This is a genomic window from Microvirga sp. RSM25 (assembly GCF_044784385.1).
Taxonomy (GTDB): domain Bacteria; phylum Pseudomonadota; class Alphaproteobacteria; order Rhizobiales; family Beijerinckiaceae; genus Microvirga; species Microvirga tunisiensis.
In genome coordinates, this window is sequence record NZ_CP173039.1 from 2,318,268 (window position 1) to 2,332,139 (window position 13,872).

Sequence of the window (13,872 nt, forward strand, 5' to 3'; positions counted from 1 at the left end):
GGAGCAAAGACACCATGCACGAGCCTCACAGGTCGGGCGACGCTGCCCGCGAGCGTTTTGGCTTCTTGTCCGAAGCGGAAACGATCGCTCTCTCCCGCCTCGGCGTCATGTTGCTGGATCCGGGCTCGGTGCTGGTCTCGGGCGATGTGCGGCTCGCGGAAGACGTGGTTCTCTGGCCCAACGTCAGTCTCCAGATTTCCGCTGGCGGCCGCATCACGATCGGCCCGGGAACCAACCTTTTTCCCGGAACCCGGATCGTCGCGTCGGGCGGATCGGTCACGGTCGGCGCCGGGACTGAGATCGGAGAGGAAGGCGGCTTCACCCTCAAGGCCGGCGCCGGCGAGACCATCGAAATCGGGGACGGGGCCAGGCTCCTGGGCGGAGGCTCTTTGACCCTGTCGAATCGAATCGGCCGGGGCGCTCAGATCCTCGGCCCCATCCGCTGCCAGAACTGCATCCTGGGCGATGGCGGGACCTATCGCGATCCCGAGCCGGATGAGCGTGGCGGTGTTCTGAAGGGTTCAGGCGTCGCGCGCGGGATCGAGGTACCGCAAGGCCATGTCATCCAGGCCTTCGGCCTCTTCGCCGAGGCCGTCATGCGGCGCCAGTCCTATTTTCATCCGAAGGGCTGAACCCGGTCAGGACCAATCCTGCTCCAGGGGATTCGAAGCGGGCTCCGTCATGGGGTCCCCCTCCTTCTCGCGCCGCTCGAAATGAGCGAGGGAGCAGGCATGGGAGCACAGAAGCCCGCGATCCGACCAGTAGGACGGGCCGTTCTCGGTTCGGCCGTAATGGTAGCTGAAATCGGGGTGGCCATAGGCGAGGCCACACTCGACGCAGGTACGGGCTTGAGTTCGTTTCAGCATGACATTTGTCGAAGCGAGGCTCTTTGGAGCCTCACTCCCCTGGCGTCCACGGCACGTAATCGCCGGTGGCAGCGGGACGTTTCCCGGCCGAGAGGCTCGAGCCCTGCGGACGATAGGCCTGGGTTGTGCCGGTCATGTTGGGCACGTAGGGCTTCTCCCAGGAATGCGGCTTGTAGGTCTCCTCGCTCGGAGGCACATCGCCATTATGGCAGAGCCAGGCGCGCCAGCCGGGCGGCACCTTCGAAGCATCGGCATAGCCGTTGTAGACCACCCAGCGGCGCTCGGCGCCCACATTCGAGTCGATCGCCTCAGCCTGGGTATAGCGGTAGTAGCGGTTGCCGAACTCGTCCTCACCCACGAACTGCCCCTTGCGCCACGTGAAGAATCGCGTGCCGATGGTCTGTCCGTTCCACCAGGTAAAGAACTGGGTCCAAAACTGTTTCATCGCTGCTGCTGCCGGTGGGGTCCATCAATTTTGGCGGAATATGGCTATAGCGCGCAGGGAAGTCCAGGGCAAAGATGCCCCGGCACCCCTGCCCGGCCCAGCGTTGAAGCGGCTCGGATACGATCCCCTCAACCGGCCCTACGCCGGGTTTGCGCCTGTCCGCAATCAAAGACAGGGCTCATCTCATGAGAAAGGCGTGGCCTCGTGAGCCACGCCGCGTCTTTGTCTGGGCCGCAGTCTTGGGATTGCGACTTGCCGGCTCCTGCCTTTAGGCCGGACGGCTCATACGACGAAGAAGTTCACGGCGCTGAGCGCCGTGCCTGCACTCACGGCGGCGAACTTGATCGCCGCGACGCCACCCGAGCCATCGATGTCGTAGAACAGCTCGCCGGTGCCTTGATCGTACAGGATGTGATGATCGAAGCTTGTGGCCGCGCCCAGGTTGAAATAGGCGCTCGAGAGCGCTCCCGTGCCCACATCCATGAACACGGCGCTGCCGAGCACGATCCGATCACCCTCGGCCACGGAGAAGTCCTGCACCGTGTCGACGTTGCCGGCCCCGAGACTGGACGAGAACCGGAAGGTATCCGCCCCCGCGCCGCCGTTGAGCACGTCGCTGCCGAAGCCGCTGTCGAGTGTGTCGTTGCCGGCCCCGCCGAAGAGATAATCGCCGCCGGCCCGGCCGAGCAGCGTGTCGTGGCCGCCCTCGCCGTAGAGCTGCGCGCCCGAGCCGCCGCCGCGGTCGAGGCTGGTCAGGGTATCGGCGAAGTTCGAGCCCTGCAGCACCTCGATGTTGGAGATCACGTCACCAGTGGCCGCGCCGCCGTTGGCGTTGCCGGTCATGTCGACCACCACCCCGCTGGTGGCGCTCTGGTACGACAGCACGTCCCAGCCGGCGCCGCCGTCGAGGATGTCGCCGCCCGGCCCGCCGTCGAGCCAGTCGTTGCCGGCGCCGCCGAACAGGGCATCGCCGCCGGCCTTGCCGGTGAGCCCGTCGTCGCCGCCCTCGCCGTAGAGCGGCACGCCATGGCCGTTGCCGCGGTCGATGCCGATGAGCAGGTCGTTGTGGTTCGTGCCCTGAAGCACCTCGACGTTGAGGATCTTGTCGCCGGCCGCCGCGCCGCCGTTGAGGTTGGTGGTGAGATCCACCGTCACGCCGCTCGTGGCGCTCCGATACGACACCACGTCCCAATCCGCACCGCCATCCATCAGGTCGGCGCCGGCGCCGCCATCGAGCCAATCGTTGCCGACACCTCCGATGAGGGTATCGTTCCCCGAAGCGCCCGACAAACTGTCTTTGCCGTAATCGCCATCGAGCCGATTGTCAGCGGTGTTTCCGATGATCCTGTCGTTTGCAAAGGAGGCGATGACGTTTTCGATCAGAGAGCGGGGATCATCATTGTACTGCAGCGCATTGAAAATATTGCCCTGGGCAAATTTATTATCGCCAAGCGGCGCGAGTTGACGGGTTGAAACGATCGACCACGCTCCAGGATTTAGGTCGATCGTCATCCCCAGATCGAAGCTGCTGAAGTCGTAAGTGTCGATGCCGCCGCCGTCCCACACCGTCATGAAAATATTATAGGCGTAGCCGACCTGGACACCATTGACGAAGGTTTCTCTCTCAGGCGTCCACTTGTAGACGGTGTCCGTGCTGTTGGTGTCGAAGTTGGCGCCATAGAGATATTGCAGGGCCGCGATGTCATACATCATCAAGGTTTGAGGAAAGATCGCAGCACTGTTACCCTCGGGATCGTCATCGCCGATATACTCTTTATAGGTCATGACCGAGAATTCTATGGAGTCACGATCGGGGGTGAGAACGAAGGGATTGTGGGTATTACCCTGTTCATGACCGTGCTTGAGCCCGAGCGCATGACCCAGCTCATGCAGAAGCGTGTGGTAACTATAGGTTTCTACCCCTCCTGACGTGACGCCGTCGTGCAGCCAAACGTCGCCGGCGTGCCCATCGGACGGGGCCGCTTCCGGATAATAGCCCGTCGGCCGTTCCAGCTGTGACGATCGCCCGACTGCGATGTCGGAACGTGAGCTGCCCGTCGAATAGAAAAGGAGATTGGCCACGGCACTCACGGAGGTGAGTGTCGTGTAATCCCCGGACTGGGGCGCGGACGTAGGCCCTTGCAGAATGTTGCGGACCGCTTGCTGGATCCCGGCTCCGACGGGTGCGAAACCATCCATGAACCAATATTTGTAGCGATAAGCGTCCAGGGAATCTGCAAAGTAATAGCCGAGGACGGGAGTGGACCAGGAATTGCCTGAGAGGAGGGCGTAGGTGTTGTTAGCGAGAGCCATGGGTGTTTCCTTGTGCATCGTGCGGGATGCAAGCAAAACTAAATAACGTTGCTTCAAAAGCAACTAGGACGTGTGGGGACGCGCTGAATGGACGTGACCCTTTCAGCCTCACATGAGACGAGGCGCAGCTTGCGGCCGCACCTCGAGTGTTTGTCATGGGTGTGTTGTGGTGGCCGGCTGCACACCACCTGCAGATCGCTCGTTCTCAGCGCCGTGCTCGTGCGGTTGTTGCGTACTGGACCTAAGCCTGCCGCCGGACCGCTTACAGGATCTGGAAGCTTGAGGCGCTGAGCTGCAGATGGTTGGCGATCACGGCGAACTTGATCGCCGCACCCGCCCCCGCTCCGTCGGCATCGTAGAACAGATCGCCCGTGCTCTGGTTGTAGACGATGCGATGCGCCGCCGTGCTCGCCGCAGCCCCGAGGGTGAAGGCCGAGCCCGCCAGAGCATCATAGCCTGCCGCCGCGAACACGCTCCGGCTCAGCACGATCCGGTCGCCCTCGGCCCCCGAGAAGTCCTGCACCGTGTCGACGTTGCCGGCCCCGAGCGCCGTCGAGAACCGGAACGTGTCCGCTCCGGTCCCGCCGTTGAGCACGTCGCCGCCGAAGCCGCTGTCGAGCAGGTCGTTGCCGGCCCCGCCGAAGAGATAATCGCCGCCGGCCCGGCCGAGCAGCGTGTCGTGGCCGCCCTCGCCGTAGAGCTGCGCGCCCGAGCCGCCGCCGCGGTCGAGGCTGGTCAGGGTATCGGCGAAGTTCGAGCCCTGCAGCACCTCGATGTTGGAGATCACGTCACCAGTAGCCGCGCCGCCGTTGGCGTTGCCGGTCATGTCGACCACCACCCCGCTGGTGGCGCTCTGGTACGACAGCACGTCCCAGCCGGCGCCGCCGTCGAGGATGTCGCCGCCCGGCCCGCCGTCGAGCCAGTCGTTGCCGGCGCCGCCGAACAGGGCATCGCCGCCGGCCTTGCCGGTGAGCCCGTCGTCGCCACCCTCGCCGTAGAGCTGGACACCGCTGCCGCCGCCACGGTCGAGGCCGGTCAACATGTCGGCGAAGTTCGAGCCCTGCAGCACTTCCATGTTGAGGATCGTGTCGCCGGAAGCCGCCCCGCTGTTCGCATTGCTGGTCAGGTCGACGGTGACACCACCGGTGGCGCTCATGTAGGAGACCACGTCCCAGCCCTCGCCGCCGTCGATCAGGTCAGCCCCGGCACCGCCATCGAGCCAGTCGTTGCCGACGCCGCCGTCGATCACATCGTTGCTACCATAGCCGATGATGCTGTCGTCACCCGTCCCACCGAAGACGAAGCCGGCCTGGTGGAGAGAATCGTTGCCGATCGTGCCGACCGTGACCGCAGCGGTGGAATAGCTGCCGTCTGCCAACTTGAAGACGACATTGGTCTGTTGAACGGTCGTTCCACCGTCAATTCTTCCGCCGCCTAAGGTTCCACCATCACTGCCGCCTGAGGTTCCACCATCACTGCCGCCGGTAGTCCCGCCGCCGCCGTCGGTACCCCCAGATCCGTAGATCGGCTCCATGAGCTGATAACGGCTGTGGAAGGTGAAGTCAGGGGAAGCCATCTCTACGCCATTGGCACCTGTTTCAAGACGAAAAACAGTAGCAGAGTTGGGATGCTCGGGATCGACGGCATATCGATGGCCGCCGAGTTCGTACACGTCATAGACCTTGCTTCCGATCTGAATCTGATCGACGCGCGTTACGGCGGAGCCTCCCCCGGTGCTCCCGCCAGACCCGCCGCCGGATCCGGTGCTACCCCCATCGGTCGGCCCGCCAATGACGGTGGTTCCGGCCAATACCGTACCGGCAAGCACCCGCTGCTCAAGATTCTCCATCTCTTCCCAAAGATTGAATGCCACGTTTCGTTCTCCTCTCTGCAGCAGAAAGATCCTGCAGTCCTCCCGCATATGATATGATATGTTGTTTCAATAAAAGCTCAAGTGTCCGGAGGCGAGTGGCTCTGTTCGATGGGCCGATATCAACGAGAGGCTTTGGTCCTGTTGCAGGCGCCGCTTTAACCTGTGCCGCCAATGCGCCGTCACGCGGGGCGCCAAACGGACGCACCGATGCACGACCTGCACACCATGGCTCACGTCTCGAACCGCGACTTGCCTCTCGACGTCTTCTTTAACAAGCTCGGTATGACCGAGACCTGCCGCAGGCTGATGGAAGATCCTTCCCTGATTGCAGGAATCAGAATTGACGCGCTCGATTCGTCCGAGACGATCCAGCGCCCGAATCCGCGGAATCCCTTGGATTTCGGCGCTTCCAAGGATTTTCCATGGCTCCGCTCGTCCCGGCCTCGATTGATGCGCCGGCACAACATCGCGTGCCTTTTCGACACGACTCTGGGACGACCAGGCTTGGCCATTGCAGAATCCCGGAACGGATTCTCAGAGGAGTCTCTGTGGCTTAGCTAGTTTTCCACATTCTTAACACTCTTCACACTATATATAGTTGGAACCGTGAGCCGCGACACAAGTTCTTGACGTAAGGCTCGCAACACGACTAGCTTGCCGGGGTACCGACCAGAGACCGGCGACCGACCTGAAAAGGGCGGTTGAAACCTCCCCAGAGTAAGCGTCAGAGCCCCGTGGCAATCCGTTGCCGCGCGACCCGTGACGCCTGATGGAGGCCGTAACTCGGGCGTGTTGCGTGTGGCGATCCGGAAGAATGGATCGTTGGGGCGTCGAACAATCATTGTGGGCTGATGAGCTGCGGGGCAAATCGCGGCCATGGGGACGTTTGTCCCCAGTACTTAGGAATGTGACCTATGCGGATCGAGCGGCGTTATACGAAAACCGGCCAATCGCCTTATTCCTCCCTCGCCTTCCGGCTCGCCACGAGCGAGATCCGCAACCCGGATGGCTCGGTCGTCTTCAAGCTCGAGAACATCGAGGTGCCGGAGACCTGGAGTCAGGTGGCCTCCGACGTGCTGGCCCAGAAGTACTTCCGCAAGGCCGGCGTTCCCGCCCGCCTGAAGAAGGTCGAGGAAAACGACGTCCCGAGCTGGCTGTGGCGCTCCGTGCCCGACGAGGCGGCGCTTAGCCAGCTGCCCGAGGATCAGCGCCTCGGCTCCGAGATTTCCTCCAAGCAGGTCTTCGACCGCCTTGCCGGCTGCTGGACCTATTGGGGCTGGAAGGGCGGCTATTTCTCCTCCGAGGAGGACGCCCAGGCCTTCTATGACGAGCTGCGCTTCATGCTCGCCAACCAGATGGTGGCGCCGAACTCCCCGCAATGGTTCAACACCGGCCTGCACTGGGCCTACGGCATCGACGGTCCCGGCCAGGGCCACTTCTACGTGGACTACAAGACCGGCAAGCTGACCAAGTCGAAGTCGGCCTACGAGCACCCGCAGCCGCATGCCTGCTTCATCCAGGGCGTCGAGGACGACCTGGTGAACGAGGGCGGCATCATGGACCTGTGGGTCCGCGAGGCGCGCCTGTTCAAGTACGGCTCCGGCACCGGCTCCAACTTCTCCAAGCTGCGCGGCGAAGGCGAGAAGCTCTCCGGCGGCGGACGCTCGTCCGGCCTCATGAGCTTCCTCAAGATCGGCGACCGCGCCGCCGGCGCGATCAAGTCCGGCGGCACCACGCGGCGCGCGGCCAAGATGGTCGTGGTCGACGTCGATCACCCGGACATCGAGAGCTACATCGACTGGAAGGTGAAGGAGGAGCAGAAGGTCGCGGCGCTCGTCACCGGCTCCAAGCTCGGGAACAAGCACCTCAAGGCCATCATGAAGGCCTGCGTGAACTGCGAGGCCGAAGGCGATGCCTGCTTCGATCCGGAGAAGAATCCGGCCCTGAAGAAGGAGATCAAGCTGGCGCGCCGGGTGATGATCCCGGACAACTACATCAAGCGCGTCATCCAGTTCGCGCGCCAGGGCTACACCGACATCGACTTCCCGATCTACGATACGGATTGGGATTCGGAAGCCTACCTGACGGTGTCGGGCCAAAACTCCAACAACTCCGTCTCGCTCACCGACGACTTTTTGCGCGCGGTGGAGAACGACGCCGACTGGCACCTCACCGCCCGCAAGGACGGCAAGGTCGTGAAGACCCTGAAGGCGCGCGACCTGTGGGAGCAGATCGGCCACGCCGCTTGGGCCTCGGCCGATCCGGGCCTGCACTTCAACACCACCATGAACGACTGGCACACCAGCCCCGCCGGTGGCCGCATCCGGGCGTCGAATCCCTGCTCGGAATACATGTTCCTGGACGACACGGCGTGCAATCTCGCCTCCGCCAACCTGCTGCAGTTCTTCGACCGGAAGAACCACAAGTTCGACGCCGGCTCGTTCGAGCATGCCTGCCGCCTCTGGACGGTGGTGCTCGAGATCTCCGTGATGATGGCGCAGTTCCCGTCGAAGGAGATCGCGCAGCTTTCCTACGAGTACCGCACGCTCGGCCTCGGCTTCGCGAACATCGGCGGCCTGCTCATGACCATGGGCCTGCCCTACGATAGCGATGCGGGCCGTGCGCTCGGCGGCGCGCTCACGGCGATCATGACCGGCGTGTCCTATGCCACCTCGGCCGAGATGGCGGGCGAACTCGGGCCGTTCCCGAACTACAAGGCCAACGCGAAGCACATGCTGCGCGTGATCCGCAACCATCGCCGCGCGGCGCATGGCGAGGCGGCCGGCTACGAGGGCCTCGCCGTCAACCCGGTCCCGCTCGATCATGCCTCCTGCCCCGATGCGGATCTCGTCGCCCATGCGAAATCCGCCTGGGACAAGGCGCTCGAGCTCGGCGAGAAGAACGGCTACCGCAACGCGCAATCCACCGTGATCGCGCCCACCGGCACGATCGGCCTCGTGATGGATTGCGACACCACCGGCATCGAGCCCGACTTCGCGCTCGTGAAGTTCAAGAAGCTCGCCGGCGGCGGCTACTTCAAGATCATCAACCGGGCGGTGCCCGACGCGCTGCGCGCGCTCGGCTACCGCGAGCATGAGATCGCCGAGATCGAGGCCTATGCGGTCGGCCACGGCTCCATGAAGCAGGCTCCTGCCATCAACCCGGGCAGCTTGCGTTCCAAGGGCTTCACCGACGAGAAAATCGACGCGGTGGAGAAAGGTTTGAAATCGGCCTTCGACATCAAGTTCGTCTTCAACCGTTGGACGCTCGGCGAGGACTTCCTCATCGGCACGCTCAAGGTGCCGGCCGACAGGCTCAACGATCCGTCCTTCGACCTGCTCTCGTTCCTCGGCTTCTCGAAGGCCGACATCGAGGCCGCGAACATCCACATCTGCGGAGCGATGACTCTCGAGGGAGCCCCCTTCCTGAAGACCGAGCATTACGCGGTGTTCGATTGCGCCAACCCGTGCGGCAAGATCGGCAAGCGCTATCTCTCGGTCGAGAGCCACATCCGCATGATGGCGGCATCGCAGCCCTTCATCTCGGGTGCGATCTCCAAGACCATCAACATGCCCAACGACGCCACCGTCGAGGATTGCAAGAACGCCTACATGCTGTCCTGGAAGCTGGCGCTCAAGGCGAACGCCCTCTACCGCGACGGCTCCAAGCTCTCGCAGCCGCTCAACTCCGCTCTCATCGCCGATGAGGAGGAGGATGCGGAGGACGCGGTGGAAGCGTTGACCGCCATGCCGGCCGCAGCAAAAGCAGCCCACGTGTCGGAAAAGATCGTCGAAAAGATCGTCGAGCGCGTGGTGGCCCTGCGCGACCGCGAGAAGATGCCCGACCGCCGCAAGGGCTACACCCAGAAGGCCGTCGTCGGCGGCCACAAGGTGTACCTGCGCACGGGCGAGTACGACGACGGACGCCTCGGCGAGATCTTCATCGACATGCACAAGGAAGGCGCCGCCTTCCGGGCGATGATGAACAACTTCGCCATCGCGATCTCGCTCGGCCTGCAATACGGCGTGCCGCTGGAGGAATACGTGGAGGCCTTCACCTTCACGCGCTTCGAGCCGGCGGGCTTCGTCCAGGGCAACGAGCGCATCAAGTCCGCGACCTCGATCCTCGACTACGTGTTCCGCGAGCTCGCGGTCTCGTATCTCTCCCGCAACGACCTCGCCCATGTCGACCCGTCGGAAGCAGGCCCCACCACCATCGGCTCGGGCGAGGCCCAGTCGAAGGCGCCGGAGCCCGCCCCCGCCACGGCCATCGTGTCCCGCGGCTTCGTGCGCGGCAATTCCGACCGCCTCATGCTGATCCCGGGCGGTGGCGGCAGCGCCGGAGGCAGTGTTCAGCGCTCCCCCGGTCTCACCGTCGGCGCGAACGCCCTGAAGGGCGAACTCGCTCCCGCGGCCGCTCCGATGGAGGAGAAGGTCGGCGAAGCCGAAATGTCCAAGCTCGCCTTCGCGGCACCTTCGGTCGCCGACCGGCGCGCCGAGGCCAAGATGAAGGGCTATGTCGGCGAATCCTGCCCCGAATGCGCCAACTTCACGCTGGTGCGGAATGGTACATGCTTAAAATGTGATACATGTGGCAGCACGACGGGGTGCTCTTAATAGGAGCACCCTTCAATGGGGCAGGACTTCAAGGCTCGACATCAGTGGAGTGAAGGACAGCTTGCGGAAGACGCCTTGAAGGTGCGACGCAAGCACGGATACCGCGACAACACGTTGTCGTTCGACATCCTTGATTGCCTGACCAAGCTGACCTTTACCCGTTCCGTTCCGGTCAAGTACTTTGAACTGACGGATGCCGCTGATCCTGCATATGTGAAGTTCAACCCGTTAGAGCTTCACATTGCACGGGAGATTCGCCGATCCGCGGAAGATGGTAATGGATACGCCCGCCTCGTCGTTGCACATGAGATTGCTCACCTGCGCCTACATAGCGATGGAGTGAATAGCTTTTCGCCATTCAATGATCACGAGGAACGCTGGTTCATCAAAGAGCAGTCCGTCGAGTGGCAAGCCAACACATGGGCTCTCTATTTCCTGCTGCCCAATGCAATCGTCGAGATGCTTCGCTCCACCGATGCAATCGTTGAGATGTGCAACGTCGATCCTTCGACAGCGTCGATGCGTTTAGCCCAGATACAGGATCGCGAGAATCGCCAAGCAATGGCGGGACTTTGCTCGGAGTGCGGTAGCTTCAATCTGATTTGCGAGGGTCAAATTATGAGATGCGGCACGTGTGGCAGCACAACTAGGCGCGGCTGATCCAATGATGTTCAGCCCTGTGGATTGCGAGGAACAGAACATGATCAGAATTCCTGGTTTGCGGAATCCCGTATTCTAGAAACATCAAAGCCGAAGCGACAGCTTCGGCTTTGATGCCCACGAAGTAGCTGTAGAAGTACTTGTGGGGGCGACGAAAAGCGAGACTCGCTTTCCGGTGGGGACTGGGAAACTAGCGTCTTGCCTTTTCAACGTCCAGCGGAGCTTCTGCGTTCCAACAGAAAAGGCCAACTATGCCTAACAACCTTCATATCTCATATGACCTCAACAGCCCGGGGCAGACATACGATAAAGTTGCGGGAGCAATCATGCAGTTGGGAAGCTGGGCGAAGATTCACTATTCCTTCTGGTATGTGAAAAGCCCTCTTACTGCAGAGCAAGCTCGGAATGCGCTGCTAAACGTCATCGACGCTAACGACAGCTTGTACGTAGTAGATGCAACTAACAGTCAGGCAGCATGGCACAACTTGTCACCTGAAGTTGCTACGTATGTTCGGGAGAATTGGAACGTCAGAAAAGTAGCTTAAGCAGTGCCCTGGATGGCCGGGCGCGTCCCGGCCATCTAATTCTTGGAATCCACTGCGCTTTGAAGGCGTGGATGGCCGCAACGAGTGCGGCCATGACGGGGAGCGGTGACGCGCGGGACGGGACGGATCCCTGGATCAAGTTCGAAGCAGCCATGACGGTGGTGCGTTGTCTCGGTCGGTGTGGAAAGGCGGCGATGCGCGGCACGATCCCCGATCAAGTCCGGGGGCATGACGACGCGGATGTGAAACGCATGCGCGCTCACTGGTTCAGCGTTTCATAGAGATCGTCCCAATCCAGGTTCATGGCGTGGATGAGGCGGACCTTCCAGGCGCGGGGCCAGTGCTTCATGGTCGTCTCGCTGGATCGCCAAGCGGATGTCGTCGTGCCATTCGTACCAGACGAGGCGCGTGAGGCCGTATTGCTTGGTGATGCCGTCGATCAGGCTCTCGCGATGCTCCCATGCGCGCCGGGCGAGGTCGCTCGTCACGCCGAGGTAGAGCGTGCCGTTCTGCCGGTTCGTCATGAGGTAGACCCAACCGCCCTTGTGCATGGCACGATGATACTCAGTTGCTTTTCTTCCTCCATCGTCATGCCCGCGCTTGTCGCGGGTATCCACGGCTTTTTCTGCGCGGCGAGTTCAAGACATGGATGGCCGGATCAAGTCCGGCCATGACGGGTGAGGTGACGGAAGACGTGGGTGCATGGGCCCGATCCCGGATCACGTCCGGAGACGAGCATGACCGGAGCGGCGAAAAAGACGTGGGTGCCCACAACACGTGCGGGCATGACGAGGTGTTGACCGGGACGGGAAGACGTGGATGGCCGGACTTGTCCCGGCCATGACGAGGGAGGGGACGCCCATGATGACGAGGCGGGTATGCCGAGCCCCCTCACCTCTCCGGCCTGCGGAACACGCCCTGCACCACCGTCCCGCGTCCGATCAGCTCCGGCGGCGGGTTGGTCCAGTCCACCGCCTCGGGCGCGCGGCCATGCCAGTAGACCATCCAGCGGCCTTCCCCGTCCTGATACACGCCGTAGATCAGGTGGCCGCGCCAATGGCGGCGCTCGCGGCGCCAGCGGCGCTCGCGGCGCCAGCGGCGCTCGCGGCGCGCGAGGCGGACGAGATCGCCGATGCCGCGCATCACGAGCCATGTGATCCCGAGCAGGGTCAGCGGCACGGCGACGAGCCACAATCCTTGGATGAGTTGCGGCGAGCTGTGAAACTTGGAGAGCCAATCGGCCCACATACTGTACGGCTGGTCCATCGCGGCAACTCCCTTGCGAGAAGCGACCACCAGGAACCCTGGTGGCCGGGGAGTTGAGAAGCCGTCAGGGACGACCGCGCTGCCCTTTAGGCTTTCACCCTGGACATGCGACAGCGCCTCCCCGGCCGTAGGCTGGGAAGGCATCGTTGCGGCGGATGCTTGCGCCGCCCTGACGGGGTTCTCACGCCCCAGAGCCGAATGCGTCCGGCTCCGGCACTGAGATAACATGCAAAGGTGGTGAAGGGTCAATGGCCGAAGCGCCAGCCGCGGCGCGCCCTTACGAGCATGCCGCGATCCTTGTCGCCTCAGTGCCTTGGTCGGTCGGGAATGATACCCGTCGCTCCCCTCCCGTCATGGCCGGCCTTGTGACGGCCATCCCTGTCCGGTGAGGCGCTGCGCCTTTTCGATGGGGATCACCGCCCTAGACACCCCCCGTCATGGCCGGGCTCGTCCCGGCCATCCCGATCGGACGAGCGCAGCGCTTTGATCCATCGGGATCACCGGCACAAGGCCGATGATGACGGCGCGGGGTGCAGTCGGAGGGTACGAGGGCTGAGGGTACGAGGCCGAACGGCGCAGGCCGATCCGGGAGCGTGAAAACCAGCCCGGCACCGTCATCCCGGGGCCGCCTGAGCGGAGCCCGGGATCCCTGACGGCCGACGGCGCAGACGGAGACGTCACGCGGCCCGCCCTTTCCTGGTACGTCGCGATTCTCGATCCCCGCCTGCACGGGGATGACAATGTTGTGGGTCAGGCGACACGCTCCTCACGCGATCCCGGATCGCTGGCTCCGTCCAGGATGACCAGGCCAGGATGACCAGGGAGGTGACGAAAGGTGTCGGATCCCCTTCCTCGCGACGCTCAACCTGAGGATGACGCCCCCTCAGCCATCCGGGCGCCGGAACATGCCCTGCAGCAACGTCCCGCCATAATCCCGAGCCCGGCGGTTGCCTCCGATGCCCGGACCAGGACGGCGCTCCCCGGCAGGCAGACGACGTTCAGGCGCCAGTGATTCCGTAAGACCGGTACACGTAGGCATGCCCGGCCCGACCGAACATGGCTGCATTCCGTGCGGTTGGGCCGCGGAAGCTGTGCGAGGCCGGATCGTCGCCCGTGTAGGCCTCGGTTTCGACGATCACGCCGCCGATTCCATCGACGAGCAGAGTGGCCCCGGCAAGATCCTGGGCCATGGTGACGGCATCCCGGGCGAAGAACGCAGACGACAGGGGTGTGGCCAAGGCAGGGCCCTTCTCATGCAGCGACGGGATCTCTGCTTTCCGCGACGACT

9 protein-coding genes and 3 pseudogenes are annotated in these 13,872 nt (G+C 63.1%); 4 read left to right on the forward strand and 8 right to left on the reverse strand.

What is annotated here, in order from left to right:
- The first annotated feature begins 14 nt into the window (after nt 1–14).
- Nucleotides 15–632: a hypothetical protein gene (locus ACD578_RS10890; protein WP_404292970.1), complete on the forward strand. Its 618-nt coding sequence runs from the start codon at nt 15–17 to the stop codon at nt 630–632.
- Nucleotides 633–638: 6 nt separating this feature from the next.
- Here ACD578_RS10890 and ACD578_RS10895 read toward each other — a convergent pair whose 3' ends face one another.
- From ACD578_RS10895 to ACD578_RS10915, 5 genes and pseudogenes are all read right to left on the reverse strand, one after another.
- Complete coding sequence (locus tag ACD578_RS10895) at nt 639–866, reverse strand: hypothetical protein (protein ID WP_152713039.1); 228 nt, start codon at nt 864–866, stop codon at nt 639–641.
- A 31-nt stretch (nt 867–897) separates the two neighbouring features.
- Nucleotides 898–1,311, reverse strand: a complete 414-nt coding sequence (locus ACD578_RS10900) for an NADH:ubiquinone oxidoreductase subunit NDUFA12 (protein ID WP_404292972.1) — start codon at nt 1,309–1,311, stop codon at nt 898–900.
- Between the two features lie 282 nt (nt 1,312–1,593).
- Nucleotides 1,594–3,642: a M10 family metallopeptidase gene (locus ACD578_RS10905; RefSeq protein ID WP_404292974.1), complete on the reverse strand. Its 2,049-nt coding sequence runs from the start codon at nt 3,640–3,642 to the stop codon at nt 1,594–1,596.
- A gap of 244 nt (nt 3,643–3,886) precedes the next feature.
- The gene (locus ACD578_RS10910) at nt 3,887–4,411 is read right to left on the reverse strand and encodes a hypothetical protein (protein WP_404293788.1); all 525 of its coding nucleotides are present in this window, start codon (nt 4,409–4,411) and stop codon (nt 3,887–3,889) included.
- Nucleotides 4,412–4,498: 87 nt separating this feature from the next.
- Nucleotides 4,499–5,545 (reverse strand): annotated as a pseudogene (locus ACD578_RS10915) (calcium-binding protein); the annotation flags it as partial.
- Between the two features lie 866 nt (nt 5,546–6,411).
- Here ACD578_RS10915 and ACD578_RS10920 point away from each other — a divergent pair.
- The 3 genes from ACD578_RS10920 (at nt 6,412) to ACD578_RS10930 (ending at nt 11,599) form a co-directional block, all read left to right on the forward strand.
- The gene (locus tag ACD578_RS10920; RefSeq protein ID WP_404292976.1) at nt 6,412–10,113 is read left to right on the forward strand and encodes a vitamin B12-dependent ribonucleotide reductase; all 3,702 of its coding nucleotides are present in this window, start codon (nt 6,412–6,414) and stop codon (nt 10,111–10,113) included.
- Nucleotides 10,114–10,128: 15 nt separating this feature from the next.
- A complete protein-coding gene (locus ACD578_RS10925) occupies nt 10,129–10,773 on the forward strand; it encodes an ImmA/IrrE family metallo-endopeptidase (protein WP_404292978.1) in 645 nt (214 codons plus the stop codon).
- Between the two features lie 616 nt (nt 10,774–11,389).
- Complete coding sequence (locus ACD578_RS10930; RefSeq protein ID WP_404292979.1) at nt 11,390–11,599, forward strand: hypothetical protein; 210 nt, start codon at nt 11,390–11,392, stop codon at nt 11,597–11,599.
- On the opposite strand, the pseudogene ACD578_RS10935 reads toward ACD578_RS10930, so the two are convergent.
- The 3 genes and pseudogenes from ACD578_RS10935 to ACD578_RS10945 all read right to left on the reverse strand — a co-directional run.
- Nucleotides 11,578–11,842, reverse strand: a pseudogene (locus ACD578_RS10935) (GIY-YIG nuclease family protein). The gene ACD578_RS10930 and the pseudogene ACD578_RS10935 overlap by 22 nt on opposite strands.
- Before the next feature lie 367 nt (nt 11,843–12,209).
- Nucleotides 12,210–12,584 (reverse strand): hypothetical protein, encoded by a 375-nt coding sequence (locus ACD578_RS10940; protein ID WP_404292981.1) that lies wholly within the window; start codon nt 12,582–12,584, stop codon nt 12,210–12,212.
- 918 nt (nt 12,585–13,502) lie between these two features.
- Nucleotides 13,503–13,774, reverse strand: a pseudogene (locus ACD578_RS10945) (DNA-3-methyladenine glycosylase); the annotation flags it as partial.
- Nucleotides 13,775–13,872 lie beyond the last annotated feature (98 nt).